This window comes from Rothia sp. HMSC061E04 (genome assembly GCF_001813685.1).
Lineage (GTDB): Bacteria > Actinomycetota > Actinomycetes > Actinomycetales > Micrococcaceae > Rothia > Rothia mucilaginosa.
Window position 1 is genome coordinate 234,549 of sequence record NZ_KV813698.1, and the last position, 26,437, is coordinate 260,985.

Consider the following 26,437-nt stretch of genomic DNA (forward strand, 5'->3'; position numbering starts at 1 on the left):
ATGTGTATGTCATGTGTATGTCATACGTTTGACATATTGGATGTAAAACATCCTATCACGGGAAAGTTCTTAAAAGCGAGGGCTCACCCTCCACACGGAGAGTGAGCACTCAGACATATTCAGAAATTACCGGAAACCACCCGCGCGGGCGGCTCCTAACGCTTAGAAAACGACTTAGAGACGACCATACTCCAGGGACAGCACCTCGCCACCGGTCAGGCGGACGCGACGCTTATCACCCTTGAAGAAGGTGCGAGCGGTCATAACCTCAGCACCCATGGACGCGACCAACTTGCCGCCCACGTACAGTTCGGTAGCCGAGCCATCCACCAGCAGATCAAACTCGCGAATCTTCGAACGCTTCAGGGTGCGGCGACGCAGGCTACCACCCTCGGTGTAGCGAGTACCGCCACGGTCCATCTGCACAAAGTCCTTATCCAGGACAATGCTCAGAGCCACGCCGTGAGTGTCCTTAATCTTCAGCTTCACGCGCTCATCAGAGACGTTCACACGGCCGCGCAGACGGAAGGTCAGGGCGTTCTTCAGCTCCACGAGCTTGCCCTTCTCCTCCTCACGGTACAGAGGCTTCATCTCCATCGCGTCATTCAGCTGCGGAACCGGACGCTGGAAAATCTTGCCGTTACGCAGGTGCAGCTCACGCGGGTAGGTGAACATGTGCACCCAGCGGTGAGTCCACGAGGGCAGGTCGTCCTGGGCTGCGTTGCCCAGCCACGCGATCATCACCGGGGCATCGCCGCTCACGGTGTGCGGTGCCTTCGGGTCAGCAGTCAGGCCGGTACCGGAGATAGTCTGCGGAGCGTAGAACTCGAAACCTGCATCTAGCTCGGTGAAGGGGGTCTCCACGGTGAACTTGAGGGTCTCGTTATCCAACGAACCAACAATGTAGCCGCTCTGGAAAATGTTGTTGTACTTCTCGCCGAGGGGCTCCATGCCCTGCGGGCTGAAAATCAGCACGTCGCGGATCTCGCCGGTCAGCTCATCGCGCATGCTCAGCAGGGAGGGGCACTCGTACATGTAGGTGCCCTTGAGGGTCTTGTCCTTGATGCCCAGCTCGCCGCGGAAGGTCCACTCGCGGCGATCCTTGGAGGTGTACACGACCACAGCGCCGGTCAGGTCCTCACGCTGAGCGCCAATAACCATCCACCATTCGCCGTTACGTTCAAAGACGTGCGGGTCACGGTAGTGCGCGGTGTAGCCCTTCTCTGGACCAGAAATCAGCGGGGGCAGCTGACGGGTCGGCTTCGCGTCCTCACCCGCAGTTGCAAGGATCTGGTAGGTTTCGCGGTTGCCCTTTTCGTCCTTCACGTTACCGGTGTAGAAGAACTCAAAACCGCCGGGAACCTTAATACCCGAGCCGGAGTAGCAGCCGTGCGAATCGTAGCGGCTATCGGGCACCAGGGCGGTACCCTCATCAGTCCAGTGGGTCAGGTCCTCGCTCACCGCATGACGCCAGTAGACCATACGCTCCGGATGCAGGGGCGAGTACTGGTAGAAGGCGTGGTAGCGCTTACCGTCGAAGACCAGGCCGTTCGGGTCGTTCAGGCGACCCACGGGAGGCGCCAGGTGCAGTGCCGGGTAATCGCGATCTTCACGAACACCGGCGCCGAAAGCGTCCAGAATCTGCTGTGCTTCAGCCGCCAGATCGCGGGCGGGTCGCTCGGTCGCGCTCTTCTTCTTTTTCTTCTGCTCGCTCATGTCTATCCGCTTTCGTGCAAAGGAATGTCTGGGTTGTCTCATCCCATCATACGGCACCTCTGACCCGTTGCCGGGCTCTAGGAGAGAGGAACCACAATGCTCTCAGCCTCTCTCATCCGGGGCACAGTGCGGTCACAGCGGCTTATACCGCCGTCCGCCGAGTATATGGCACATACCCCGTTTGCTACAGGAGAAAAAGGGCTGATACGGCAAAACCCGCCGCCTCACCCAGCATAGTGGGGCGAGGCGGCGGGTGCCGTTAAATGCCGCGGGGCGGCGCATCCATAAGATGCACCGCCCGCGTAAGAATCGAGAAGAAGTCGATTACTTGAGGGTGATGGTTGCGCCAGCAGCCTCGAGCTGCTCCTTAGCCTTCTCAGCGTCTTCCTTGGAAACGCCCTCGAGCAGAGTCTTGGGAGCGCTGTCAACCAGGTCCTTTGCTTCCTTCAGGCCGAGGGAGGTCAGGGCACGAACTTCCTTGATCACTGCGATCTTCTTGTCGCCAGCGGACTCCAGGACAACGTCGAACTCGGACTTCTCTTCAGCAGCCTCGCCTGCTGCGCCGCCTGCTACAACTGCAACGGGAGCAGCTGCGGTGACGTCGAACTCTTCCTCGAATGCCTTGACGAACTCGGAAACCTCAACGAGGGACAGTTCCTTGAATGCTGCAATGAGTTCTTCGATGGACAGCTTAGCCATTGTTTGGCTCCTTCACTATCTGGTGCGGGCTGACGCCCGCGGTGTAAATCTTCAGTACCTACCCGAGAGGGTCGGTCAAATTTAGGGTGCGTTACACGCTATTCGCGTTCACGCTGCTGAGTATCTCAGCGCTGGTGCAGTAGCACGAAAGGGGCTTATGCCTCTTCCGAAGCCTCCTCGGCAGCAGCGGGAGCTGCGCCTTCCTGCTCCTCCAGCTTGACGCGCAGTGCGTCCACAACCTGTGCGATGCGTGCGATGGTAGCCTTTGCACCACCTGCAACCTTGGACAGCAGAACCTCGCGGGATTCCAGGTCAGCGTAGCGCTTGACGTCGTCCTCGGTCAGAGCGGCACCTTCGTAGTAACCGTTCTTCACAATCAGCTGGGGGTTAGCCTTGGCAAAGTCACGCAGGCCCTTAGCAGCATCAATCAGGTCGCCCTTGATGAATGCCAGTGCGGAGGGACCCTGGAGGTGGCCTTCGAATGCGTCGATGCCAGCTTCCTTAGCTGCGATAGCAGCCAGCGTGTTCTTCACCACGGCGTATTCGGTCTCTGCACCGAGTGCGCGGCGCAGCTCCTTGAGCTGTGCAACAGTGAGACCGCGGTATTCGGTCAGGATGACTGCGTTCGAAGCTTCGAAGAGTTCCTTCAGCTCGGATACTGCAGCGATCTTTTCCTGAGTCGCCATGGTAGTTCCTTCTTCCGATTCTTGTAAGGTCGCCGGTAGAGCCTCGAAGCATTTATTACAAGCAATAAAAAATGCCCCGACGCGTAGGCGTACGAGGCACGATAGACGGCACCCTAAATCAGGGCAACGACTATTCACTTCGAGTTACCTACGCGGGCGGCGATTTCTAGTGAAATCTGCTCTTATCAGAACTCTGTTCTTCGTCTCCACCGAGGTGGCGATAAAGGACATAGTTCTAGACCGGCGGTCTTTGGTTCATTCATCATCTCAGGTTAAAGCCCGAGTCGCAAGTTAAAAACGTGATTAAGCGGGATTAATCACTTAAAGACCCCTTTTAAGCCAAATAACCGCTCTTTCTCCCACCTAAAAGGCCCGATTGAAAGGCCCAGAAACCGTGTTCTAGAGGTAAAAGCGCTTTCCGCCCGAGAACAAGAAGCAGCGCTCAGCCGCCACCCCCAGGTGCACCCGCTCACCTGCACCCAGGAAGGTACTGTTCGGGGAGGTGCCGCTCAAGGAGCCGCCCTGCGCATCCGAGATAAAGAACTCAAGCTCCTGACCGGCACGCACTCGGGCACTCAGCTCAGAATCCGCCGAAGCCCGCCGAGATTCCAGAGGCAGGGACACAGCTTCCACCAGACGCGCACGGTACAGCATGCCACCCACCAGATGGCGGCTGCCGAGCACTTGCACCGGCAGAGCATGAGCAGCGTCTGCCGCCACAGGGCACAGAGCGGTCGCACGAATCGCCAACTCGCACCCAACAGGAAGCGACTCCGAATCCTCAAGGGCCAAAAGGTTCAGCGCAGGTGCCGCCAAAAGCTTCGCCACCTGCAGAGTATGCGGATGCGCCAGCAGTCGCTCCGGAGTGTCTACCTGCACCAGGTAGCCAGAATCCATGACCGCCACCCGTTGCCCCAGCATGAGCGCCTCATTCTGATCATGGGTCACGTACAGGCCCGTAAAACCGTAACGCTCATGCAGGCGCACAATATCGGCACGAATACTCGCACTCATCTGCTCATCCACACTCGCCAGCGGCTCATCAAAAAGAACCACCGGGGCACGACGAATCAAAGCACGCGCAATACCCACACGCTGAGCCTGACCACCCGACAGTTGCGAAGGCTTACGGGACTCCAGCCCCTCAAGTTTCAAAGCCTCCAGCAGCTCACGGTAGTAGTCCATATCAACCCGACCGGCGAACGCGCCCAGCCGGGTCGGAAACAGAATATTGTCCTTCACGCTCAGGTGCGGGTACAGAATAGGGCGCTGAAACACCACCCCCACCGAGCCGCGTTCCAGAGGCTGACCGGCGTAGGTCACCCGACCGGCGCTCGGCTCCTCAAGGCCGGCAATAATACGCAGCAGGGTCGACTTACCCGTGCCCGAAGAACCAACCAGAGAAATCAACTCACCGGGGTGCACGTCCAAGTCAATCTCATTCAGAACCGTCGTATCGGTGCCGAAGGTCTTAGCGACACCTCGAATACGCAGGTCTTCAAAAGGCTCCGCCGCGGCAGAAGAGTAGGATGCAGAAGTCATTCCCCCATTATCGCCGAAACTTGTGCCCTGCACGGGTTCAGAAGATAAGCGCCGTCATAAACAAACGCCTCAGCCTGCACGCCGCCTGTCTGGAGAAAGACCACACAGGAAAGCCCCCCCCCCAACAAGAAAGATTAGGCATGGCAAAGCCCCGGACCACGCATCCGGGGCTCACACCATATGCCTAAAAATGCCTCAAGCAGCAAGAGGACCCTAGCGCCGACCCACCAGCAGACGCCCCTGTGACGCCACATACGCCACACCGCCCCACAGGAAGACCAAGAAACCGGTACCAATCACCATCAGCACAATACCCAGCGGGTTCAGCACGTTCGCGGCGCTCAAATGCACGCCGGTAGAAACCATTGCACCCATACCGAAGGAGAAACCCCACAGGCTCATGGAGAAGCCGCCCTCCATAATCCAGGGCAGCAGGCGCATCAGGAAAATCAGCTGCAAAATGCCGTAACCGGTCATGATGAGGAAGAACCAGTCCACCGTGCCACCATTAGCCGCCAGGTACGCGTTACCTCCCACAAACGGCGGAGCCAGCTGCACACCCATCAGGCCGCGCTCACCAACGTTCATCGGAGCCAGGTTACGCAGACGATTCAAAATTGCAGACTCCACGCTAAACCACGAAATCAGGCCCGCGCCGAAGAAAAGCATCGCTGCGTCCTTCCAACCCATCATGCCCATCGCGGTTGCCGTCGCAAAGTTCGTCGCAACCGTCGGCAGGTACAGTACCGGGGTGGTCGCCTCCGCCACGTGGGTACCGCGCCACATACCCGCAATGCGGTGGGAGGCAAAGTACAGCTGCCCCAGAGCACCAAGAACCGCCAGGGCGTAACCCAGGTAGGACAGGTACGGGAAGACCGTCGCGCCCATCTGCGCGGTCGTCGCCGGAATCAACGAAAAGAAGCAGCATCGTACCGGATGTGCCCACTGCTCCCGCAACCACGGGCGGAAATTCAACACCGCAACAACCATAGCGGCAATCAGAATCAGCCACACCACAGTGGCGAAGGCAAGAATCGCCTCACCCACCCAGGCGGAAGCCATATCCGCGGAGGCGGCGGCACGCCATGCCGCACCCAGGGCACCGGTACCCAGTGCCATCGCGAAGTAGTTGACGGGAATCGGGAAGGGACGGGCGGTAGCCTGCGCCGAGGGAGTCGAAGAAGCCGATAAAGGCTGAGTCATGGATAAATCCTTGAGGTCTGCTTGAGCCCGCGCATCAGGCGAGCTGAACTAGGCTGATAAGAACGAAGTGTGTGCGCTGTTTATTCTAACGGGCTCGCCGCAGATATATTCCAGAACATACAGACAGAGATGCAGAAGAGCAGGCATAAAAAATCACCCCCGACGCCTAAACGCCGGGGGCGACTACTAGCTCATGCTAGAAGCTACAGGTGCATACCTTAGGCAGCAACGGCAGCCGGATCAACGGGGATGCCGGGGCCGAAGGTGGTAGCAACGGTTGCCTTGGAGATGTAACGGCCCTTAGCCGAAGAGGGCTTCAGACGGTTAACCTCTTCCAGAGCTGCCTGGAAGTTCTCCTCGAGCTGCTCAGCGGTGAAGGAAGCCTTACCGATGATGAAGTGCAGGTTGGAGTTACGGTCAACGCGGAAGTCGATCTTACCGCCCTTGATGTCTGCAACAGCCTTTGCAACATCCATGGTCACGGTACCGGTCTTGGGGTTCGGCATCAGGTTACGGGGACCCAGGATCTTACCCAGGCGGCCGACCTTGCCCATCATGTCGGGGGTTGCAACCGCTGCGTCGAAGTCAGTCCAGCCGCCAGCGATCTTTGCGATCAGCTCGTCGGAACCAACGTAGTCAGCGCCAGCTGCCTCAGCCTCAGCAGCCTTGGGGCCTGCTGCGATAACGACCACGCGAGCGGTCTTACCGGTGCCGTGGGGCAGGTTCACGGTACCGCGAACCATCTGGTCTGCCTTACGGGGGTCAACGGACAGACGCATTGCAACCTCAACGGTTGCGTCGGTGTTGGTGGAAGAGGTTTCCTTCGCCAGGGCAACTGCCTCAGCGGGGGTGTAGAGCTTACCCTCTTCAATCTTGGCTACAGCTGCCTTGTACGCCTTGCTGCGCTTTGCCATCTGCTTTTCTCCTTATGCAGTTGTGGTCTCGTGAGCCGCGCTCGGCTCTGCCACATCCCGTCCATACGACGGGCATTTACAAGTTCTGTGTAGAAAAATCTACGGTGCCGATTACTCGGCTATTCGGCGAACCGAAATTACTCGACGGTGATACCCATGGAACGAGCGGTACCTGCGATGATCTTGGAAGCAGCATCCAGGTCGTTTGCGTTCAGGTCGGGCATCTTGGTCTCAGCGATCTCGCGCACCTGAGCCTCGGTCAGCGAACCAACCTTGGTGGTGTGAGGAACAGCGGAGCCCTTAGCAACGCCAGCAGCCTTCTTGATCAGCTGGGAAGCCGGAGGGGTCTTGGTGATGAAGGTGAAGGAGCGATCCTCGTAGACGGTAATCTCAACGGGGATGATGTTACCGCGCTGCGACTCGGTTGCAGCGTTGTATGCCTTGCAGAACTCCATGATATTCACACCGTGCGAGCCCAGTGCGGGGCCGACGGGGGGAGCCGGGTTAGCGGCGCCTGCCTGGATCTGCAGCTTGATGAGGCCAGTGACCTTCTTCTTGGGAGCCAATGTAGGGTCCTTTTCTTAGCTGGGAACCGACGCACAGGAGCGTACGCCGGCAAGACGGTGACCGTGGCGCGGTCACCCGTGCATCCGCATGAAAGCGTGACATGCGCATACACAAACCAACATTCTAGCGTTAATCAGCGACTTAATCCAGCGCCAGCTAGCAGAAAGAGTAAACCTCACCTGCACAGCCGCCGCCGGCTATACAGCCGCTACAAAATATGAGCCCCACACCGAAGTGCGAGGCTCATATTCACACGCTAAAAACGTTAAATCTTTTCGATTTCGGTGAAGCTCAAGGTCACCGGGGTGTCGCGGCCGAAGACGGAAATCATCACGACAATCTGCTGGGACTCGCCCTTAATCTCCGAAACGGTAGCGTCCATACCCTCGAAAGCACCGGACTTCACGCGGACGTTCTCGCCCACCGTGTAGTCGGACTCGATAACGGGCTTGGAAACAGGCAGGCCCTGGCTCTGCTGCTGCTCTTCGAAGACCGGCAGGAGCATGTCGAAAACCTCGTCCATGCGCAGCGGGACCGGGTTGTACGCATCCTGACCCACGAAGCCAGTCACACCGGGGGTGTGGCGGACAACACCCCACGAGTGGTCGGTCAGTTCCATACGCACCAGAACGTAACCGGGAACGCGCACGCGGCGGACGGTCTTCTTCACGGTGTTCTTGAACTCAACCACGGTCTCCATGGGAACCTGAACCTCGAAGATCTCATCTTCAGCTTCCAGGTTCTGGATACGGGTCTCGATACCGGTCTTCACCTTGTTCTCGTAACCGGAGTAGGTGTGCACCACGTACCAGTCGCCCATCTGACGGCGCAGCTTGGACTTGAATTCTTCCAGAGCGTCGACTTCCTCAGCCGCCTCAGCAGCTGCTTCAGCTACCTCGACAGCCTCGGTAGCTTCCTCAGCCTGCTGCTCAATAGCCGCAGACTCCTCAGTAGCCTCAGCAGCGGCTACCTCGACCTCTTCAATCTCGGATACCAGTTCCTGCTCGGACACGTCGCTCCTACTTTCTATCGTTAATCATCTAGAGGGGACTCCCACTCGCCAATGCGCTGAGGGAAATCACTGATGGGGCACCCCAGAATTAGGATGCAGCCAGTACTAGTTACGCTGAATCGTTCCGTTACCGAAAATCCAGAATGCTCCCTGGCCGAAAAGATAATCCAGACCAGAAATGAGCAAGAGCATCACCACGACGAAGAACAGAACAGCAAAGAAGTAGCCAACCAGTTCGCGTCCGGTGGGAGTAGTAACCTTCTTCAACTCCGCAATAACTTCACGGAGGAATGCAAAAATACGGCCGAAGAAACCGAGCTTCTTATCGCTCTTCGACGATGCGCCGGGCTTAACAACCTTCTCGGCGGTAGCAGACGATGCCATTTCTTCTGCCCCTTTCTGAGTCTAAAAAAGTACGCCCGGGGAACGGGCGTACAAAGATGTTATTGAGGCAATAAAAGCAGGGCGGACAGGACTCGAACCTGCAACCTGCGGTTTTGGAGACCGCTGCTCTACCAATTGAGCCACCACCCTTTGAAGCGTTAACTTCAGGTGTGAGAGTTGCTTCTCACGTGTCTACTCCTCCATTGCCTCCTAAGCCGTGGCTTTAGAGGGGCAAACAATTACACCCTTGCGGGTGCAGAACTAACTGTAAACCATCTTTCGGGGCCGATGCAACTTCAAAATGTAATATTTTTCGAAAAACCTCTTGAGATACCTTGACGAAGGGTTCCGTATCGCTACTAGTGGACCGTATCCTATTACAAGGAACGCCGCACACACCCGCGCCCATCACGCGCGGATTGGTCCCACACGCGCATTCCCATCACCTATTTCCTTGTCGACTTCACGCCGGCAGCGCACAAGAAGAAAGAGAAGAGAGCCCCATGGCGCGTATTTCAAGCCGCATCGGTGCCATCGCACCCTCCGCAACCCTTGCCGTCGACGCAAAGGCAAAAGCACTCAAGGCTCAGGGACGCCCCGTCATCGGTTTCGGCGCAGGCGAACCGGACTTCCCCACCCCCGCGCATATTGTGGACGCAGCACGCGAAGCGCTCAACGACCCCAAGAACTTCCGCTACTCCCCCGCGTCCGGTCTTCCCGAACTGAAGAAGGCAATCGCGGAAAAGACCCTGCGCGACTCCGGCGTAGAGATTGACCCCTCCCAGGTTGTCATCACCAACGGCGGCAAGCAGGCGGTCTACCAGGCATTCGCAACCGTCATTGACGAAGGCGACGACGTCCTGTTGCCCGCACCCTACTGGACCACCTACCCCGAGTGCATCCGCCTGGCAGGCGGCAACCCCATCGAGGTGTTCGCCGGTAGCGACCAGCACTACAAGGTCACCGTCGAGCAGCTCGAAGCCGCCTACACCCCCGCAACCAAGGCGCTCATCTTCGTCTCCCCTTCCAACCCGACCGGTGCTGTCTACACCGAAGAGGAAACCCGCGCTATCGGCGAATGGGCTCTGTCCAAGGGCATTTTCGTGCTGACCGACGAGATCTACGAACACCTCACCTATGACGGTGTTCAGGCAGTCTCCATCCTGAAGGCAGTACCCGAGCTCGCTGACCTGTGCGTCATCCTCAACGGCGTGGCAAAGACCTACGCCATGACCGGTTGGCGTGTGGGCTGGATGATTGGCCCGCGCGATGTCATCGCCGCAGCCTCCAACCTGCAGTCCCACATGACCTCCAACGTCAACAACATCGCCCAGCGCGCAGCTCTTGCCGCTCTGACCGGTCCGCAGGACGACGTGGAAATCATGCACGCCGCGTTCGACCGCCGCCGCCGCACCATCGTCGACGGCCTGAACGCTATTGAAGGCGTGCGCTGCCCCATACCCACCGGCGCGTTCTACGCCTACCCGGACGTACGCGAACTGCTCGGCAAGGAAATTGAAGGCGTACGCCCGCAGACCACCGCAGAGCTGGCTGAGCTCATCCTCGAAAAGGCTGAGGTCGCCGTAGTTCCCGGCGAGGCATTCGGCCCCAGTGGCTACCTGCGCCTCTCCTACGCCCTGAGCGACGAGGACCTGGCGGAGGGTCTGGCACGCCTGCAGAAGTTCCTCGGTCAGGCACGCGACTAGTTCCGTCCCCCTCTGAGCGCGCCTGCTGAACCTGCAACTCACCCCGTGGGAAGCGGTTCAGACGTGGGATAAACCGGTGCGAAACGATCAATCACAGGACTATTGACCGTTTTTTGTCCTAAAAACGGAGAATCCCACAAATATTTAAAAATATTTTTAAAACGAATGAGGCTTCCCGCATCTTTACAGATGTGAGGAAGCCTCATTCGCTTCTTCGGTGCCATAGGTGGGAAAGGGCGGCTATTTGTGTTTCAAACCCAAACATACAGGTACTAAAAACCTGAACTTTTCAGCACCGAAACGGGCGTTCCCACGGCTTTCCACCACTACCCACATAACCCAAACATCGCTAAAATAGAGACCAAGAGAACGACCTCCCGACCGGCGAACATTCGCGTGCCGAATTCGTGGAGGTCATAGTTATATACACGCGCGCACAACACCTAAAACGCGCAGACATTAGGAGCCAACTATGAAGATCGGTCTGCTTACTTCCGGCGGCGACTGCCCCGGCCTGAACGCTGTCATCCGCGGCGCTGTCCTCAACGGCGTCAAGAAGTACGGCTACGAGTTCGTCGGCTTCCGTGATGGCTGGCGCGGCGTCGTTGAAGGCGACTACATGGACCTGCCCCGTCAGAAGGTCCGCGGCCTGGCAGCCCAGGGCGGCACCATCATCGGTACCTCCCGCACCAACCCCTTCGACGGCCCCAACGGTGGCCCCGAAAACATCGAAATCATGATGGAACGCCACGGCATCGACGCAATCGTCGCTATCGGCGGTGAAGGCACCCTCGCAGGCGCAAAGCGCCTGGCAGACGCAGGCCTGCCCGTCATCGGTGTCCCCAAGACCATTGACAACGACCTGCGCGCAACCGACTACACCTTCGGCTTCGACACCGCAGTGTCCATCGCAACCGAGGCTATGGACCGCATCCGCACCACCGGTGAATCGCACCACCGCTGCATGGTTGCAGAGGTCATGGGCCGCCACGTCGGCTGGATTGCACTGCACTCCGGTATGGCAGCAGGCGCACACGCAATCCTAATCCCCGAGGTTAAGGTCTCTATGGAACAGGTCGCTGAATGGGTCAAGGAAGTACACGACCGCGGCCGTTCTCCCCTGGTTGTCGTTGCTGAAGGCTTCATCCCCGAAGGCTTCGACGACGTCATGGCAAACAAGGGTACCGAAAAGGACGGTCGTCCCCGCCTCGGTGGCATTGGTGAGTACATCACCCACGAGATCGAGAAGATGACCGGCGTCGAGACCCGTAACACCATCCTGGGCCACATCCAGCGCGGTGGCGCACCCACCGGCTACGACCGCGTGCTCGCAACCCGCCTGGGCATGGGCGCAGTCGACATGGTCGCTCAGAAGCAGTGGGGCAAGATGGTCTCCGTGCAGGGCACCGAGATCAAGTACGTACCCCTCGAAGAGGCACTGGACGGCCTGAAGTCCGTACCTCAGGAACGCTGGGAAGAAGCAGCCGTCCTCTTCGGCCGCTAAACCCCGCAAGCTCAGCAAGCTCGCTAAGCACTCATACTTAAACCGCGGAGGCGGGCACTCGTAACGGGTGCCCGCCTCCGCGGTTTTATATTGGTCGTCAGATGCTATTGCGTAGCCAGATGCTCTAGCGCTTCAGGAAGTCCTGACCCGCCAAAGAACGACGCGCCACCTCACCGGACTCCGGTGAAACCACCGTCGTCTGAGCCACCGCGTACTCGGTCGCCGGTGCCGGCGAACCATCGGGCAGGAAGTCGCCGCCATCAACCGCACGCAAAGGCACCTGCGGGTCAACGCCGCGCTTAATCACAGCCAGAGCAATCGGGCCCGCCTCATGATGCAACGCCACCGAGGTAATACGACCGACCGGGCGGGACTTGCCCTCCACTAACAGCTCGCTACCTGCCGCCGGCAGGGTGTGCTCCGAACCGTCAATATCCAAGAACACCAGGCGGCGCGGCGGGCGGCCCAGGTTATGCACGCGAGCCACCGTCTCCTGGCCCTTGTAGCAGCCCTTATCGAAATGCACAGCCGTACGGGTGTAATCCAGCTCCTGCGGGATGGTCTTATCGTCAGCCTCAGTGCCGTAGCGCGGGCGCCACGCCTCAATACGCAGAGCCTCCGCAGCCCACAGACCCGCAAAACGCGCGTCCGAAGACTCAGCCAGGGCGGGCAGAACAGAGCGCGGCACGATGCTCAAGAAACGCACGTAGTCCGCACCCGGGTGAGCATCGCCCGCCTCATCGTAGCGGTAGCTACCCGGTGCCGGAGTGTGCCAAGGGTCCTCCCACACCAGCGGCTTGCACTCAGCGAGCGCCGGATGCACCGAACCGTTCTGCAGGATCGGGTTGCGGGCACTCTCCAGTACCGCGTACTCGTCGCTGAGGTTCTGCACCTCAACGCGCATCATGAACTTCATGCGGTTTAGGTAATCGGTCAGCGGCTGTGCCTGGTTGCCCTCAACGATCAGCCAGAGTGCCTCGCCGTCTTCAATTGCGGCGGGTGCGTACTCCACGCGGCCCTGAGGGGAAAGCAACAGGAACTCGCGGCTCTCCCCGGCGGTCATGCCGGTCAGAATCTGCGAGGCAATGGAGGTCAGCCAGGTCTGGCGGTCCGGCCCCTCAACACGCACCACCCCCAGGGAGGAGCGGTCCACTAGCACCAGCGGTTCGCTTGCCTCGGCGGAGCGGTCGAAGCTGAGGGTGCGCTGCTCCAGCATGGGGTTGCCGTAGTGTGCGGCGACGCCGGCATCCAGCCCGGAGGCGGCAAAAGCGCCGTGCAGGCCCAGCAGGGGGCTCACCGGGCGGGCGGCATCGGGCTGGGGTACCTCAGCCTGAGGCGCTTCAAGCGAAGATTCAGTCACGGAAGGTGCACCTTTCACGCAAAGAGTCTGCCCCGCCGACCGGCGGGGCAGACACAAGTTATTTATTAGGCGGTGGGCTCGGAGCCGGGCTCGCCGGTGGGCTCTTCGCCATCCAGGGAACCGAACATCGAGGTGCCCAGGGAATCGCCGGTCATCGAGGAGGTCTTGCGCAGTTCAGCGGAGGCGTGCTTGTGCAGCTTACCCTCAGCGTCTGCGATCTCCCAGTCCCACATGAGGTTGCCGTTGACCAGGCCCCACAGGCGCACGGAGCCGGCGTAGTCGTGGGAAATATCATCGCGTAGCAGGTTGCCGGTCTGCATGCGAATAACCGGGCCCTTGACCATGCCCACGTAGTTTTCGCTAATACCGCCGGGGTGCGCAATGGTTGCCAGCAGAGAGAAGCCGTCGTCCGCGTTGCGCAGGGTCTCAACGCTCTCGGCGCTGGGGAAGGCGGGTACAACGTCCTTGGGGACAATGCCGAAGCCGCCGTCGGCGTCGGTCAGGGGGCGGTCAATCTGCCAGAAACCGGTTTCAACGGTGATGGGGCGCAGCTTCTGACCCTCGTCATCGAGCAGGAAAGACTCAGCGCGGTATTCGATGAAGGGCAGACCATCCTGCTCAAAAGTAACAATCTGGCCGAAGGGGGTGTTTTCCTGGCCTTCGTACCACATGGTTCCGGTGCCTTCCCAGGTGCCGAGCAGCCATGCGAAGGGAACAAGTTCAGGGGTTAGGTTGGTAGGGATTTCAATAGCCATACTTTCTATTTTAGTACCCGTGCGTACAACAGTAGCCTGTTCGTTCGCTCACGGCACGGGGTAGCGCCGCCTCCTGCCGAGTAAACGGTACGGCGGGCAGCATAAAGAAAACCCCCAACCGGAGGGGACCGGGTGGGGGTTCACGCCGTCATTGGCGAGGCGGTGCGAACCGTACGACCGCCTAAAGCCCTGTGTGGGCGATGCTTCTGCTCTGTGCGGGAAGACTACTTCTGGCCGCTGAAGAGGCCACGCAACACTGCGAATGCACCGATACCGATGCACACGGAGATAATAGCCATCAGCGACATGAAGAGAGCTTCAAGAGCCATAAGATTGTTTTCCATGCCTTAAACCTACCATAGACTCCCTCTGAAAAGGGTGCAGAATCGGTGCTAAAGACATACTGGACAGAGCTATCGGCAGCGACCTGCGCAGACGGGCGAGTAAACAGTCCGGTATACGATATCTGCATCTGCTCTTTACCGCCTCCACAGCTGCACCATAGGCGGGCGAGTACACTAGAAAGAGCCTAATATTTTACCGGGAAAGGAGAGGGTGTGTACCGTATTGTGCTTCTGAGCGATACCGCCGCGCAGGATATGATCCCCTCGCTGAGCCTCCTCAGCCACAAGGTACACGTCTTCCCCCTCGACACTGCCCACACCACCCTCGAATCTGAGACTTTCGACCTGCTCATGGTCGACGCCCGCACCGCACTCGTCAAAGCACGCCAATGCGCCCAGCTATTGCGCGCCACCGGCGTACAGTTGCCGCTCATCGCGCTCCTGAATGAAGGCGGTATGGCGGCGGTTGCAGCCTCCTGGCAGGTTGACGATATTGTTTCTGACCAGGCGTCCCCCTCCGAAATGGATGCGCGCCTGCGCCTCGCCATCAAGAGCGACGCAGCCGCAGAAGAAGAGAACTCCGAAGAGCGCATCGTGCGCGCGGGCAACCTCATCATTGACACCCAGGCGTACTCGGCGCACCTCTCCGGCACCGCTCTGAACCTGACCTTCAAAGAGTTTGAACTGCTCAAGTTCATGGCTCAGCACCCCGGACGCGTCTTCTCCCGCGCCCAGCTGCTCTCCGAGGTGTGGGGTTACGACTCCTACTACGGTGGCACCCGCACCGTGGACGTGCACGTGCGTCGTCTGCGTTCCAAGCTCGGCACCGAATACGAGCAGATGATTTCGACCGTGCGTAACGTGGGCTATTCCTTCAACAGCACCCGCTAAATTTTGGGGTTCCAACCCCTGTTTTGGTGTACCCGTTATGAAGTAGCCTCGCCGCTGAGCCGAGTACCAGAATGTGTAAATGTTCCGGTTCTTGTCATATTCGCCCAGGACGAAGAACAAACTCTTCAAAGAGCAACTATCCCCGGTAGAGTTGAATCAGAAGGCTACGAAAGAAGGCGATGATGGTACACAGTCAGACACCCAATCCCTCCACCCTGCCCGCTGAAAGCTCCCTTGTTTACGCGGAACCGCAGCTCACCGAAGAGCTGCTGGAACGATTCGATTCCTTTGCGCAGAAGGTTGCCCGCCATGACGGCGTCTCGGCGTTCTCTGAGCAGACCCGCGTTGAGCTGAGCAAGGCATTGCGCGAAAGCGCCCTCACTCCTCCGCGTTTCTTTGTCGCCGAGGATAACGGCACCCTCGCCACTATCTTTGTGGCGCTCACCCCCGCCAGCAACGAAGACACCGGCGTGATTGAGGCAGCCGTCGCCCCCGAATACCGCGGACGAGGCGCCGGCAGCACATTCTTCGACCACGCCGTCCGCCAGCTGGGAGAAGACGCCGTACGATACCGACTCTGGGTTCACGGCAGCGCCACCGACACCGGCATTGAAAGCCCCGCCCACGCGTTCGCGACCCTGCACGGTTTCGAGCCGGTGCGCGTGCTGTACAAGATGGTTCTGCCCCTGGACGCTCAGACCCGCGAAGAGCTCGTGGAACGCTCCGACGCGCGCACTCTGCCGGAGAACCTGCGGATGCGCACCTTCACCGGCGCGGATGAGTTCCCCTGGTTGCGCGTGAACGCCGCAGCTTTTGCGCACCACCCGGAGCAGGGCAAGCTCACCCTTGCCGATTTGCGCGAGCGCACCGGCTCCCCCTGGTTCCGTCCCGAGGGTTTCTTCATCGCCTCCGAGGTGGATGATGACTCCGCCATTGCGGCATTCACCTGGACGAAGATCCCGACCGGTCAGGAGCAGGGAGAGCTGTCCCCCTCAGGGGAGATTTACGTGGTGGGCGTGAACCCGCAGGCGCAGGGAGGCGGCCTGGGCCGAACCCTCACCCTGCGCGCGCTGGCATACCTGGCATGCGCTGAGGACGAGAATGGCGAGCCGCTGCGCGCCATCGACCTGTACGTGGATGCCGATAACACCACCGCATATTCCCTCTACACTTCGTTGGGTTTCGGCGTAGCGACGGTTGACCGCATGTACGCCCCCGCCCAGCAGGACGCACCTGCCGCCTAGCTTTTGGTGCGCCACAGTTGGCGTGCTTCTTCACGACTTATCCCCGATCAGAAAGGCAAGTACAGTATGGTACCCGCCCCCAATGGCCTGAATAAGGCGCCTAAGCCTAAGCCGTCTGAGCCGGCACCCATGACCGGTGTCATTCATATCGGCCACGATATTTCGAAGATTGAGCGTGCCGAGTCTCGCGGCGACCGCATTGAGAAGGGCGAGAAGCGCTCCTACTTCAGTCTGGAAGAGGAGTTCGGCCCGGAGCGTTTCTTCGACCGTGAGAGCAGCTGGCTGGACTTCAACACCCGCGTGCTGGAGCTGGCGGAGGACCCGAACCTATTCCTGCTGGAGCGTCTGAACTTCCTGTCGATTGTGGCGTCTAACCTGGATGAGTTCTTCATGGTGCGTGTGGCGGGTCTGAAGCGCCGCATTGCGACCGGTCTGGCGGTGCCTTCGGCAGCAGGTCTGAGCCCCGAGGAGCAGATGGAAGAGATCGCTGAGCGCGCTCACCAGTTGCAGACTCGCCACGCTGATGTGTTCCAAAACCAGGTTCTTCCGGCTTTGGAGGAGCAGAACATCCGCATTGTGGGTTGGAACGACCTGGATGCGGACGCTAAGCAGCGTCTGCGCGAGGAGTTCATGCGCGATATTTTCCCGATTCTGACTCCTCTGGCTGTTGACCCGGCGCACCCCTTCCCGTACATTTCGGGTCTGTCGCTGAACCTTGCGGTGCTGGTGCGTAACCCGCAGACCGGCAAGGAGCTGTTCGCTCGCGTGAAGGTGCCCGATCAGCTGGACCGTATGGTCTCTGTGGATGGTTCGCGCGCCGCCAACACTGCGGGCCGTGAGAGCCGCTACATTGCGCTCGAAGACATCATTGCTGAGCACTTGGATACCCTCTTCCCGGGTATGGAGGTTGTGGAGCACCACGTCTTCCGCGTGACCCGTAATGAGGATCTTGAGGTGGAAGAGGACGATGCAGAGAACCTGCTGAAGGCTCTGGAGAAGGAGCTTCTGCGCCGTCGTTTCGGTCCGCCGGTCCGTCTGGAGGTTGAGGACACCATCAACCCGACCATCTTGGATCTGCTGATTTCTGAGTTGAACATCAACGAGTCTGAAGTGTACCGTCTGCCGGCTCCGCTGGATCTGCGCGGTATGAGTGCGATTGTTCGTGCGAACCGTCCGGCGCTGCACTACCCCAAGCACATTGCGCACACTTCCCGTTGGCTCAACGCTACCGAGACTGCGAAGGCTGCAGACGTTTTCGCTGCCGCCCGCGACCACGACGTGTTGCTGCACCACCCGTACGATTCCTTCGCGACCAGTGTGCAGGCGTTCCTGGCTCAGGCTGCCGCTGACCCGCGTGTTCAGGCGATTAAGCAGACCCTGTACCGTACCAGTGGCGACTCCCCCATCGTGGATGCGCTGATTGAGGCGGCTGAGGCTGGCAAGCAGGTTGTGGCGCTGGTGGAGATTAAGGCTCGTTTTGATGAGGAAGCCAACATCTCGTGGGCTCGTAAGCTGGAGCGCGCTGGCGTGCACGTGGTGTACGGCATCGTGGGTTTGAAGACTCACTGCAAGCTGTCGCTGGTGGTGCGCCGCGAGGGTAACCACCTGCGTCGTTACGCTCATATTGGTACCGGTAACTACCACCCGTCGACCGCTCGTTTCTACGAGGATTTGGGTCTGATTACCTGTGACGAGCAGATTTGTGAGGATGTCTCCCGCCTGTTCAACCAGCTGTCCGGTTACGCGCCGAAGACCAACTACCAGTCGCTGCTGGTGGCGCCGCGTACTCTGCGTAGCGGCCTGATTGAGTGCATTGATCAGGAGATTGAGAACCACAAGGCTGGCCGCCCTGCGAAGATTCAGTTCAAGTGCAATTCCATGGTGGATGAGGCCGTCATCGATTCGCTGTACCGCGCTTCGCAGGCTGGTGTGCCGGTGGATGTGGTAGTTCGCGGTATTTGTGCTCTGCGCCCGGGCGTTAAGGGTCTGAGCGAGAATATTCGCGTCCGTTCGGTGCTGGGTCGTTTCTTGGAGCATTCGCGTGTGTTTGCGTTTGAGAATGGTGGCGATCCGATTGTCTACATTGGTTCTGCCGATATGATGCACCGCAACCTGGACCGCCGTATTGAGGCTCTGGTGCCGGTGAAGGATCCGCGCCACGTGAAGTATCTGCGTGACATGTTCACCACGTATATGAGTGATTCTTCGCGTACCTGGCACCTGGATTCTGAGGGCAACTGGACCCGCCACGACACCGACGACCAGGGCAACCCGCTGCAGGATGTTCAGTCGTACTACCTGAGCTCGCGTTCCCGTAAGAACGTGGTCGATAAGGTCTAAGGATGTGCCGCTGACCTACCGGTAATTTCTGGTGGTGAACCCCGTCTGTTCTCACGCTTTTTGGTGTGAGGGCAGGCGGGGTTTTCCGCGTGTCGTGCAAAAACGTGCGGTGGACTAGTGCACTTAGAGCAAAAGTGAACAACAGGTTACGTTGAGATTACAACTTGACGCTTCTCTCCCCTACAATTAGACGCGGAGCATGGTGCCCTCTGGCATTGTGCACAGCCTAGCGAAGAGGATCTGAGAGAGATATGGCACCGCTGGATTCCCCCTCCATCTACTACTCGGCACGACGTTTTGACGCGGTCAACAGCATTGACCGCGCCCCCGCAAACACTGCGGATATTGTTGCTTCTGGCGCACTGATTTGGCGCATGCGCGACGGTGCGCTTGAGGTCCTCATCATTCACCGCCCCCGCTACGATGACTGGTCCTGGCCTAAGGGCAAGCAGGATCCGGGCGAGTCCCTGGCTGAGACCGCTATTCGTGAGATTCGCGAAGAGGTCGGTCTGCAGGTTGTTCTGGGTGTGCCCCTGGCGGTGACTTCCTACCCGGTGGGCGGCCGTCCGAAGGATGTTTTCTACTGGGCTGCTGAGCTTCCCGAGGGTTCCCGCGCCCTGGCGGATGAGGGTGAAGTGGATGAGCTGCGTTGGGTGACCACCGAGGTTGCTCGCGCGCTGCTGACTAACCAGGATGACCTGGCACCCTTGGAATCCCTGGAGGCTCTGGCTGAGGCGGATGCGCTGCGTACCCGCCCGATTCTCATTGCCCGCCACGCGAAGGCGAAGCCGCGTTCGAACTGGGCTGCCGCTGAGGATGACCGCCCGCTTGCGGCTACCGGCAAGCGTCAGGCGTTGGCTTCTAGCCGTCTCTTTGCGGCGTGGGCTCCGAGCCGTATTATTTCTTCCCCGTGGCTGCGTTGCGTTCAGACCGTGACCCCGTACTCGGTTGATTATGGCGTGTCGGTGAAGGAGAAGAAGTCCCTGTCTGAGGCTGGCGCTCAGCGTCACCCGGCGCGTGTTGCCCGCACCGTGGCATCGCTGTTCGATAAGGATTCTTCCTCGTTGCTGTGCACTCACCGCCCGGTTCTGCCCCAGGTGATGGAAGTTCTGCGTGAGTACCTGTTTGAGAGTTCCGCGGAGGTTCTTCCGCCCGAGGACCCGTACCTGGAGCCTGGCGATGCCCTGGTTCTGCAGGTGACTGAGGGCGATAACCCGCGTATTGTCTCGGTAGAGCGTGTACGCGCGGCTCTGGACTAGCATCCATATACTTTGATCTTCTAACGGCGAGCGCGCTGGGCTTTATGCTCAGCGCGTTTGCTCTACCTGCGCCCGTTCGAGGGTTTTACAATAGAGGGGCGGTTGATTTGTGGCCGTCTCTCACGTCTACTGACAGGATTCAAGGTTTTTCTTATGACTCACGCAATCCCCACTCCCTATGAAGATCTTCTGCGCGAAATCCTCGAGGAGAACAAGGACGCCATCGCGGCGGATGCGCAGCGTTCCGACCGTACCGGCACCGGCACTTTCGGCGTGTTTGGCCGTCAGATGCGTTTTGACCTGAGTGAGTCGTTCCCGCTGATTACCACCAAGCGCGTGCACTTCAAGTCTGTTGCCATTGAGCTGCTGTGGTTCTTGCGCGGTTCCTCGAATGTGCGTTGGTTGCAGGAGCGCGGCGTGACCATTTGGGATGAGTGGGCTGATGAGAACGGCGATTTGGGCCCGGTCTACGGCGTGCAGTGGCGTTCGTGGCCGACCCCCGACGGCGGCACGATTGACCAGATTGCGAAGGTTATCGATTCGTTGAAGAATAACCCGAGCTCGCGCCGCCACATCGTCTCAGCGTGGAACCCTGCCGAGGTGGACAACATGGCGCTTCCGCCCTGCCACGCACTCTTCCAGTTCTACGTACACGAACGCGCGGACGGTGTGAAGGAGCTGTCCTGCCAGCTGTACCAGCGTAGCGCGGACATGTTCCTGGGCGTGCCCTTCAACATCGCCTCGTACGCGCTGCTGACCTACCTGATTGCGCAGGAGGTGGGCATGGAGCCGGGCGAGTTCGTGTGGACCGGCGGCGACTGCCACATCTACTCAAACCACCTGGAGCAGGTGAAGAAGCAGCTGGGCTACGGCACCGACCCGGACGGCAACCCCTACCCGCCGCGCGAACCGTACCCGTACCCGAAGTTGGTTATTAAGACCAAGAAGCCTTCTATTTTCGATTACGAGTATGAAGACTTTGAGCTGGTGGATTACAAGCACCACCCCGGTATTGCCGCCCCGATTGCGGTCTAACTGCAGGTAACGAGGAGGCATGATGTATCGTTTGGGCGCTATTTGGACACAAACTGATGCCGGTATTATCGGCCGTGACGGGGATATGCCCTGGTACGCTCCGGAGGATTTGGCGCACTTCAAGAAGGTGACGCTGGGTGCTCCGGTGATTATGGGTCGCCGCACCTGGGAGTCGGTCCCGCCGCGTTTTCGTCCCCTGCCGGGCCGTACGAATATTGTGATTAGCCGTTCGGTCACCGAGGCGGAAGAACGCGACGGTGCGCTGTGGGTTCCCTCGCTGGATGCGGCGCTGTACGCAGCTCGTGACGTTGCAGGCGCGCCGGTCGAAGCTACCCCGGCAGATACCGCCGCGGTTGATGCTTGGATTATTGGTGGCGGCTCCGTCTACGCGGAGGCGCTCTCCCGCACCGACCTGCCCACCTTCGGTCGGGTGGAGACGGTGGAGCGGACCCTCTTCTACTGCCAGGAAGGCAACGAGATTACCGGCGATACGCGAGCGCCCGAACTGCAGCTTGCAAATTCTGCGGGCAGTTGCGAGGGCAGCTCACCGAACGGGTGCTGGCGAGTCACCTCCGAGAGTGCATGGGAGAATAGCGAGAAGGGTTACCTGCTCGATGAGTCGGGCACGAAGAACCCCATGTACTTCTCGTTCCAGCGGCTCGAACGTATCTAGTTCAAGCTTCCCTCGTTCACTCGCTGATATAGACATGCATTTCAAGCCTGCGGCTGCTCCACCCGGAGTACCGCGGGCTTGAGTGTTTAATGCGCCTCCCGGTGCCCCGGTAATAAGCCCCGCCTCTTCACACGGTATTCCGTTCCGAATATCAAATTTTTTGTACGGTGTTAGTCCGCACCCGCCAGCCTGAGAGTACACTGGGAACCATGAACTTTAATCCCGGTGACTCTGTAGGTTTTGTTGGCTGGCGCGGTATGGTGGGCTCCGTCCTCATGAAGCGCATGGTTGAGGAAGGCGACTTCGAGGGCATTACCCCCGTCTTCTTCACTACCTCTAATGTTGGTGGCGCTGCGCCCACCTTCGACGGCGTAATTGAACCGTCCGAACTGAAGGACGCATACGACATTGATGAGCTGCGTAAGCACTCGATTATTGTGACCGCTCAGGGCGGTGGCTACACCGAGGCTGTGCACCCGAAGCTGCGTGCAGCCGGCTGGGACGGCCTGTGGATTGATGCCGCTTCCACCCTGCGCATGAACGATGACTCCATCATCGTGCTGGACCCCATCAACCGCGACGTCATCGACCGCGGCCTGGCATCCGGCGTGAAGGACTTCGTCGGCGGTAACTGCACCGTCTCCTGCCTGCTGATGGGCCTGGGCGGCCTCTTCAAGAACGACCTGGTCGAGTGGGCTACCTCCATGACCTACCAGGCTGCATCCGGCGGCGGTGCCCGCCACATGCGCGAGGTGCTCGCACAGTTCCGCGACCTGGGCAACGAGGTCTCCGAGGAGCTGAACGACCCCGCATCCGCAATTCTGGACATCGACCGCAAGATCCTTGCTAAGCAGCGCTCCGGTGAGCTGGATTCCTCCCAGTTCGGTGTGCCGCTCGCCGGCTCCCTGATTCCCTGGATTGACTCTGACCTGGGTAACGGCCAGTCCCGCGAAGAGTGGAAGGCTGAGGTTGAGACCAACAAGATTCTGGGCCGCTCCGAAGATGACAAGATCACCATGGACGGTCTGTGCGTCCGCATCGCTGCGATGCGCTCGCACTCTCAGGCGCTGACCATCAAGCTCAAGAAGGACCTGCCGATCGAGGAGATCGAGCGCATCATCGCTGAGGACAACCCCTGGGTTCGCTTCGTCCCGAACCAGCGTGAGGAGTCCATGGAGCAGCTGACCCCCGTGGCTGCTTCCGGTTCTCTGGAGATTCCGGTTGGTCGCGTGCGTAAGCTTGCGATGGGCCCCGAGTACATTAGCGCGTTCACCGTGGGTGACCAGCTGCTCTGGGGTGCTGCTGAGCCGATTCGCCGCATGCTGCAGATTGCTGTTGGCAAGCTCTAAAGCTCACTGACACGCTATAAGAAAGCCCTCGCTACCATTCTTATCGGATGGGGGCGAGGGCTTTTTTGTGTCTGCGTATAGCTCGTGTGGGCTTAGTGCAAGCCAGGTTAGCGCTGGTTTGCGGCGGCGGCTTTGCGTTCTGCCTTGCGTGTGGCTTTGCGTTCCTTGCGTTGCTGTCGCCAGGCGCGGTAGCGGTACCAGGCGGTGAGCACCACATGCTTCATGAAAATATTGGCGCGGCGTGCCCAGGTGAATTCGGTACCCCAAATGCCCAGGCCTATGAAGATGAACAGCCAGCCGGGGCCGGGAGTGACGAGCATAATCAGACCGGCGATAAAGCAGAAGGCGCCCACGCCGATGACGAGGGGCTTGTAGAGATGACGCATGACCGGATGCGCGTGCATGCGTTCCTTGCGGGCTTCGAGCCAGCGGTGAAAGCGGCTGGTCTCGCTTTCGTTGACTTCATCTTCAATGGTTTTCAGGGGTGGTCCTTCCAAACGTGCCGTAGGTGAGTTTCACCGGGCGGCGGTGGTTAGAGAATAGCACCTACCGCTGGGCGGCGGCTGTGAAAGATTTCTTCATGTTGAGATTTTTCCGTCATCTTCAAAATTTTTTTTGTTTCAATAGTGTTCAAGTCGAAAGTACCTTTATACACTGTAAGGGAACAATTCGCCCGGCACTACGCCTAAACACTAAGGAAGCGACCCACTACCGTGTCCTCCCCCCGTCCCGTATCAACGGACTCATCCCGCACCAACGCTGTTGCACCCGCTGGTACCTCTGCACCCGCTGCTGAACGCAACGCCGCACCGACCCTCAACGAATGCCTCGAAAACCTGCCCTTCACCCGCGCCCACGGCAAGCTCCTGGGCATCTCGGGTCTCGGCTGGGCACTGGACGCCATGGATGTTGGCCTCATCTCCTTCGTCATGGCGGCCCTCATCAAGGAATGGCAGCTCAGCCCCACCGAAGCCTCCTGGCTCGGATCCATCGGATTCGCCGGCATGGCGCTCGGCGCAACCTTCGGCGGCCTACTCGCCGATAAGCTCGGCCGCCGCTACATCTTCGCCCTCACCCTGCTGGTATACGGTCTGGCGACCGGCGCCTCCGCCCTGGCGACCTCCCTGGGTGTGCTGCTCGTCTTCCGTTTCCTGGTCGGTCTGGGTCTGGGCGCGGAGCTTCCCGTGGCATCCACTCTGATTTCTGAGTTCTCGCCTCGCGCTATTCGCGGCCGCGTCGTGGTCGCACTGGAGGCTTTCTGGGCTCTGGGCTGGATCCTCGCCGCTCTCATCGGTACCTTTATCGTTCCGCAGGCGAATGGCTGGCGCTGGGCGCTTGCCATCGGTCTGATTCCCGCCATCTACTCGCTCGTAATCCGTATGGGAACCCCCGAGTCCGTGCGCTTCCTGGAGTCGGTCGGCAAGCACGATCAGGCACGCCAGGTCGTCGAACGTTTCGAGGCCTCCCCCGCGCTCTTCTCCCGAACCGGTAAGAAGCAGACCGAAGACGCTTCCGTACACGGGGCCGCAGAAAGTGCTGACAACGCAGAATCCGCAAAAATCCACTCCATCTGGGCTGCCGGTCAGCGCCGCAAGACCATCGCCCTGTGCATCATCTGGTTCTGCATCAACCTCTCCTACTACGGCGCGTTCATCTGGATTCCGGCGCTGCTGAACGCCCAGGGCTTCAGCCTCGTGAAGTCCTTCGCGTTCACGCTCATCATGACCCTCGCACAGCTGCCCGGCTACGCGGTCGCCGCCTACCTCATCGAAAAGTGGGGCCGACGCGCAACCCTGGCGACCTTCCTGCTCGGCTCCGCCCTCGCAGCGGCTGGCTACGGTATGGCGCACGCCGAGGTATTCATTATCCTCGCCGGTTGTATGCTTTCCTTCTTCAACCTCGGTGCGTGGGGCGCCCTCTACGCCCTGAGCCCGGAAATCTTCCCGACCCACCTGCGCGGAACCGGAACCGGTGCCGCCGCCGGTATCGGCCGTATCGCCTCCATCGCGGCGCCGCTCATTGTGCCGCCGCTGGTCGCATTCGGTGGAACCCCGCTGCTCTTTACGCTCTTCTCCACCGCGTTCCTGGTAGCGGCAACCACCGTGTTCCTGCTGCCTGAACGCCGCGGCGAATCCCTCTAACGAGCCGCCTAGCCTACATGATGGGCTGTCCCTCCTGAACACTCTTTCCGAGCCATCAGAAGGGACAGCTCATTTGTCATTTAAGCCCCCTATCCATGCGCCACAACCTCAAACTATGAGAGGATAACGTCTATGCTCGATTCCTTCCTCTCCAGCCCCTACCGCACAGAGTTCAGCCCCTGGCCCGTGAGCGAACACTACGCCACCGAACGTGCCGGCGGCGTGCCCGAAGCCATGCTGCTGCCGGGCGAACTCACCGTGCACCGTGGCGACGGGGCAAAAATGAGCTACTACCTGGACTGGCCCGAGGAATTCAACGAATACACCCGCGCGATCACCCTGCGCCCGCGCACCAAAAATGGCTACCCGCAGGACTTTACGCTCAGCGTCGCCGTACGCGACGGTCAGGCTGTCTTCACCGCAACCGCCCTCAGCTTCTGGGAGCAGCGCGACGGCCGCCCCTACGACCGTGAGCCCATCGCCCGCGGCTACGTGGATGTCGCAGCCTACGAATCCTGCGAGGACTACGCAGGCAATTCCGCCGCGCCCGCCCTCATCGGCTGGGATATCGCAGACCTCTACCCAGCACGCATGGCGCTCGTCCGTGCCTTCTGCGAAGGAATTGCCAGCAGCATCACAATGGGCACCCAAATCCTCGCGGACGGGCAGGTACAGGTCGACCACAAGGACGGGGATCTGCTCGCCCTACACGTAAACGCGATCAGCACCGTAGGCGGCATGGTCCGCGCCCTCATCATTGAGCAGGACCGTGTGCCCAGCGGTGTATCTACCGGCACCGCTACCGGTACCTCCGAGCGTGCCGACCTGCAGACGCGCGCCTACTACGCCAACGTGCTTTCCCCCGTTCCCGGCGAGTTCGGCAACCTTGTCTGGTCGCACAGCGAGGACGCGGAATACTACCCGTACCGTCCCACGCGCCATAAGCCGATTTTCCACGCCCCCAGCCCGCCGCAGAAGCTTCCCTTGGCGGTTCAGGTGTTGATGGAGCACCTGCCTGCCGCTCCCCTTGCGGCAACGCGCACAGCACCCAAACGCAGGCCCTACCTGCCGGGGCAGGTGCGCATCTCCTCACCTCGCCACTAGCTCAGTGAG

General features: G+C 59.8%; 23 protein-coding genes and 1 tRNA gene. 11 read left to right on the plus strand and 13 right to left on the minus strand.

What is annotated here, in order from left to right; all coding sequences use genetic code 11:
* Positions 1–174 precede the first annotated feature (174 nt).
* The 10 genes from HMPREF2927_RS03855 to HMPREF2927_RS03900 form a co-directional block, all read right to left on the minus strand.
* Positions 175–1,716, minus strand: a complete 1,542-nt coding sequence (locus tag HMPREF2927_RS03855) for a glycoside hydrolase family 32 protein (RefSeq protein WP_070685698.1) — start codon at positions 1,714–1,716, stop codon at positions 175–177.
* Positions 1,717–2,040: 324 nt separating this feature from the next.
* The gene (gene rplL / locus HMPREF2927_RS03860; RefSeq protein WP_070685701.1) at positions 2,041–2,415 is read right to left on the minus strand and encodes a 50S ribosomal protein L7/L12; all 375 of its coding nucleotides are present in this window, start codon (positions 2,413–2,415) and stop codon (positions 2,041–2,043) included.
* 155 nt (positions 2,416–2,570) lie between these two features.
* Positions 2,571–3,101, minus strand: coding sequence for a 50S ribosomal protein L10 (gene rplJ / locus HMPREF2927_RS03865; RefSeq protein WP_005504882.1), 531 nt, complete (start codon positions 3,099–3,101; stop codon positions 2,571–2,573).
* Between the two features lie 399 nt (positions 3,102–3,500).
* The gene (locus tag HMPREF2927_RS03870; protein ID WP_070685703.1) at positions 3,501–4,643 is read right to left on the minus strand and encodes an ABC transporter ATP-binding protein; all 1,143 of its coding nucleotides are present in this window, start codon (positions 4,641–4,643) and stop codon (positions 3,501–3,503) included.
* Between the two features lie 213 nt (positions 4,644–4,856).
* Entirely contained in the window at positions 4,857–5,846 is a 990-nt protein-coding gene (locus HMPREF2927_RS03875; RefSeq protein WP_070685706.1) for a TDT family transporter, read from the minus strand.
* Between the two features lie 218 nt (positions 5,847–6,064).
* Positions 6,065–6,760: a 50S ribosomal protein L1 gene (rplA, locus tag HMPREF2927_RS03880; protein ID WP_070685709.1), complete on the minus strand. Its 696-nt coding sequence runs from the start codon at positions 6,758–6,760 to the stop codon at positions 6,065–6,067.
* 137 nt (positions 6,761–6,897) lie between these two features.
* On the minus strand, positions 6,898–7,326 hold the full coding sequence (gene rplK, locus HMPREF2927_RS03885) for a 50S ribosomal protein L11 (protein WP_005504870.1): 429 nt from the start codon (positions 7,324–7,326) through the stop codon (positions 6,898–6,900).
* A 266-nt stretch (positions 7,327–7,592) separates the two neighbouring features.
* The gene (gene nusG, locus HMPREF2927_RS03890) at positions 7,593–8,339 is read right to left on the minus strand and encodes a transcription termination/antitermination protein NusG (protein WP_070685712.1); all 747 of its coding nucleotides are present in this window, start codon (positions 8,337–8,339) and stop codon (positions 7,593–7,595) included.
* A 105-nt stretch (positions 8,340–8,444) separates the two neighbouring features.
* The gene (secE, locus tag HMPREF2927_RS03895; protein WP_070685715.1) at positions 8,445–8,723 is read right to left on the minus strand and encodes a preprotein translocase subunit SecE; all 279 of its coding nucleotides are present in this window, start codon (positions 8,721–8,723) and stop codon (positions 8,445–8,447) included.
* Positions 8,724–8,800: 77 nt separating this feature from the next.
* Positions 8,801–8,873: transfer RNA gene (locus HMPREF2927_RS03900), tRNA-Trp, on the minus strand.
* Between the two features lie 353 nt (positions 8,874–9,226).
* On the opposite strand from HMPREF2927_RS03900, the gene HMPREF2927_RS03905 reads away from it, so the two are divergent.
* Positions 9,227–10,429: a pyridoxal phosphate-dependent aminotransferase gene (locus tag HMPREF2927_RS03905; protein WP_070685718.1), complete on the plus strand. Its 1,203-nt coding sequence runs from the start codon at positions 9,227–9,229 to the stop codon at positions 10,427–10,429.
* A 472-nt stretch (positions 10,430–10,901) separates the two neighbouring features.
* On the plus strand, positions 10,902–11,933 hold the full coding sequence (locus HMPREF2927_RS03910) for a 6-phosphofructokinase (protein ID WP_005504866.1): 1,032 nt from the start codon (positions 10,902–10,904) through the stop codon (positions 11,931–11,933).
* Between the two features lie 124 nt (positions 11,934–12,057).
* Here HMPREF2927_RS03910 and HMPREF2927_RS03915 read toward each other — a convergent pair whose 3' ends face one another.
* Positions 12,058–13,293 carry a CAF17-like 4Fe-4S cluster assembly/insertion protein YgfZ gene (locus tag HMPREF2927_RS03915; RefSeq protein WP_070685721.1) on the minus strand — a complete coding sequence of 412 codons (1,236 nt, stop codon included), beginning with the start codon at positions 13,291–13,293 and terminating at the stop codon, positions 12,058–12,060.
* Positions 13,294–13,358: 65 nt separating this feature from the next.
* The gene (locus HMPREF2927_RS03920) at positions 13,359–14,048 is read right to left on the minus strand and encodes a nitrobindin family protein (RefSeq protein ID WP_070685724.1); all 690 of its coding nucleotides are present in this window, start codon (positions 14,046–14,048) and stop codon (positions 13,359–13,361) included.
* A 557-nt stretch (positions 14,049–14,605) separates the two neighbouring features.
* Between HMPREF2927_RS03920 and HMPREF2927_RS03925 the strand changes: the two genes are divergently transcribed.
* From HMPREF2927_RS03925 to asd, 7 genes are all read left to right on the plus strand, one after another.
* Positions 14,606–15,283: a winged helix-turn-helix transcriptional regulator gene (locus HMPREF2927_RS03925; RefSeq protein ID WP_083311166.1), complete on the plus strand. Its 678-nt coding sequence runs from the start codon at positions 14,606–14,608 to the stop codon at positions 15,281–15,283.
* Positions 15,284–15,462: 179 nt separating this feature from the next.
* Positions 15,463–16,527 carry a mycothiol synthase gene (gene mshD, locus HMPREF2927_RS03930; RefSeq protein WP_070685726.1) on the plus strand — a complete coding sequence of 355 codons (1,065 nt, stop codon included), beginning with the start codon at positions 15,463–15,465 and terminating at the stop codon, positions 16,525–16,527.
* Between the two features lie 66 nt (positions 16,528–16,593).
* Positions 16,594–18,867, plus strand: a complete 2,274-nt coding sequence (locus HMPREF2927_RS03935) for an RNA degradosome polyphosphate kinase (RefSeq protein ID WP_083311168.1) — start codon at positions 16,594–16,596, stop codon at positions 18,865–18,867.
* A gap of 251 nt (positions 18,868–19,118) precedes the next feature.
* Positions 19,119–20,126 (plus strand): NUDIX hydrolase, encoded by a 1,008-nt coding sequence (locus HMPREF2927_RS03940; RefSeq protein ID WP_070685729.1) that lies wholly within the window; start codon positions 19,119–19,121, stop codon positions 20,124–20,126.
* A 153-nt stretch (positions 20,127–20,279) separates the two neighbouring features.
* Positions 20,280–21,161 (plus strand): thymidylate synthase, encoded by an 882-nt coding sequence (locus tag HMPREF2927_RS03945; RefSeq protein ID WP_070685732.1) that lies wholly within the window; start codon positions 20,280–20,282, stop codon positions 21,159–21,161.
* 22 nt (positions 21,162–21,183) lie between these two features.
* On the plus strand, positions 21,184–21,834 hold the full coding sequence (locus tag HMPREF2927_RS03950) for a dihydrofolate reductase (RefSeq protein ID WP_070685734.1): 651 nt from the start codon (positions 21,184–21,186) through the stop codon (positions 21,832–21,834).
* 209 nt (positions 21,835–22,043) lie between these two features.
* Positions 22,044–23,183, plus strand: coding sequence for an aspartate-semialdehyde dehydrogenase (gene asd / locus HMPREF2927_RS03955; RefSeq protein ID WP_049338058.1), 1,140 nt, complete (start codon positions 22,044–22,046; stop codon positions 23,181–23,183).
* 107 nt (positions 23,184–23,290) lie between these two features.
* Here asd and HMPREF2927_RS03960 read toward each other — a convergent pair whose 3' ends face one another.
* Positions 23,291–23,680, minus strand: a complete 390-nt coding sequence (locus HMPREF2927_RS03960; RefSeq protein ID WP_070685736.1) for a PGPGW domain-containing protein — start codon at positions 23,678–23,680, stop codon at positions 23,291–23,293.
* 216 nt (positions 23,681–23,896) lie between these two features.
* Between HMPREF2927_RS03960 and HMPREF2927_RS03965 the strand changes: the two genes are divergently transcribed.
* Both HMPREF2927_RS03965 and HMPREF2927_RS03970 read left to right on the plus strand, forming a co-directional pair.
* Positions 23,897–25,324 (plus strand): MFS transporter, encoded by a 1,428-nt coding sequence (locus HMPREF2927_RS03965; RefSeq protein ID WP_070685738.1) that lies wholly within the window; start codon positions 23,897–23,899, stop codon positions 25,322–25,324.
* 132 nt (positions 25,325–25,456) lie between these two features.
* Positions 25,457–26,428, plus strand: coding sequence for a histidine kinase (locus tag HMPREF2927_RS03970; protein ID WP_070685740.1), 972 nt, complete (start codon positions 25,457–25,459; stop codon positions 26,426–26,428).
* Positions 26,429–26,437: the final 9 nt, after the last annotated feature.

Excerpts from the sequence above, each read along its gene's own strand:
- HMPREF2927_RS03945 (WP_070685732.1), top strand. The coding sequence starts at position 20,280 with ATGACTCACGCAATCCCCACTCCCTATGAAGATCTTCTGCGCGAAATC.
- HMPREF2927_RS03855 (WP_070685698.1), bottom strand. The coding sequence starts at position 1,716 with ATGAGCGAGCAGAAGAAAAAGAAGAAGAGCGCGACCGAGCGACCCGCC.
- HMPREF2927_RS03870 (WP_070685703.1), bottom strand. The coding sequence starts at position 4,643 with ATGACTTCTGCATCCTACTCTTCTGCCGCGGCGGAGCCTTTTGAAGAC.
- HMPREF2927_RS03910 (WP_005504866.1), top strand. The coding sequence starts at position 10,902 with ATGAAGATCGGTCTGCTTACTTCCGGCGGCGACTGCCCCGGCCTGAAC.
- rplJ (WP_005504882.1), bottom strand. The coding sequence starts at position 3,101 with ATGGCGACTCAGGAAAAGATCGCTGCAGTATCCGAGCTGAAGGAACTC.
- rplA (WP_070685709.1), bottom strand. The coding sequence starts at position 6,760 with ATGGCAAAGCGCAGCAAGGCGTACAAGGCAGCTGTAGCCAAGATTGAA.
- HMPREF2927_RS03905 (WP_070685718.1), top strand. The coding sequence starts at position 9,227 with ATGGCGCGTATTTCAAGCCGCATCGGTGCCATCGCACCCTCCGCAACC.
- HMPREF2927_RS03970 (WP_070685740.1), top strand. The coding sequence starts at position 25,457 with ATGCTCGATTCCTTCCTCTCCAGCCCCTACCGCACAGAGTTCAGCCCC.
- asd (WP_049338058.1), top strand. The coding sequence starts at position 22,044 with ATGAACTTTAATCCCGGTGACTCTGTAGGTTTTGTTGGCTGGCGCGGT.
- HMPREF2927_RS03920 (WP_070685724.1), bottom strand. The coding sequence starts at position 14,048 with ATGGCTATTGAAATCCCTACCAACCTAACCCCTGAACTTGTTCCCTTC.
- HMPREF2927_RS03935 (WP_083311168.1), top strand. The coding sequence starts at position 16,594 with ATGGTACCCGCCCCCAATGGCCTGAATAAGGCGCCTAAGCCTAAGCCG.
- HMPREF2927_RS03950 (WP_070685734.1), top strand. The coding sequence starts at position 21,184 with ATGTATCGTTTGGGCGCTATTTGGACACAAACTGATGCCGGTATTATC.
- HMPREF2927_RS03875 (WP_070685706.1), bottom strand. The coding sequence starts at position 5,846 with ATGACTCAGCCTTTATCGGCTTCTTCGACTCCCTCGGCGCAGGCTACC.
- secE (WP_070685715.1), bottom strand. The coding sequence starts at position 8,723 with ATGGCATCGTCTGCTACCGCCGAGAAGGTTGTTAAGCCCGGCGCATCG.
- rplL (WP_070685701.1), bottom strand. The coding sequence starts at position 2,415 with ATGGCTAAGCTGTCCATCGAAGAACTCATTGCAGCATTCAAGGAACTG.
- HMPREF2927_RS03940 (WP_070685729.1), top strand. The coding sequence starts at position 19,119 with ATGGCACCGCTGGATTCCCCCTCCATCTACTACTCGGCACGACGTTTT.
- mshD (WP_070685726.1), top strand. The coding sequence starts at position 15,463 with ATGATGGTACACAGTCAGACACCCAATCCCTCCACCCTGCCCGCTGAA.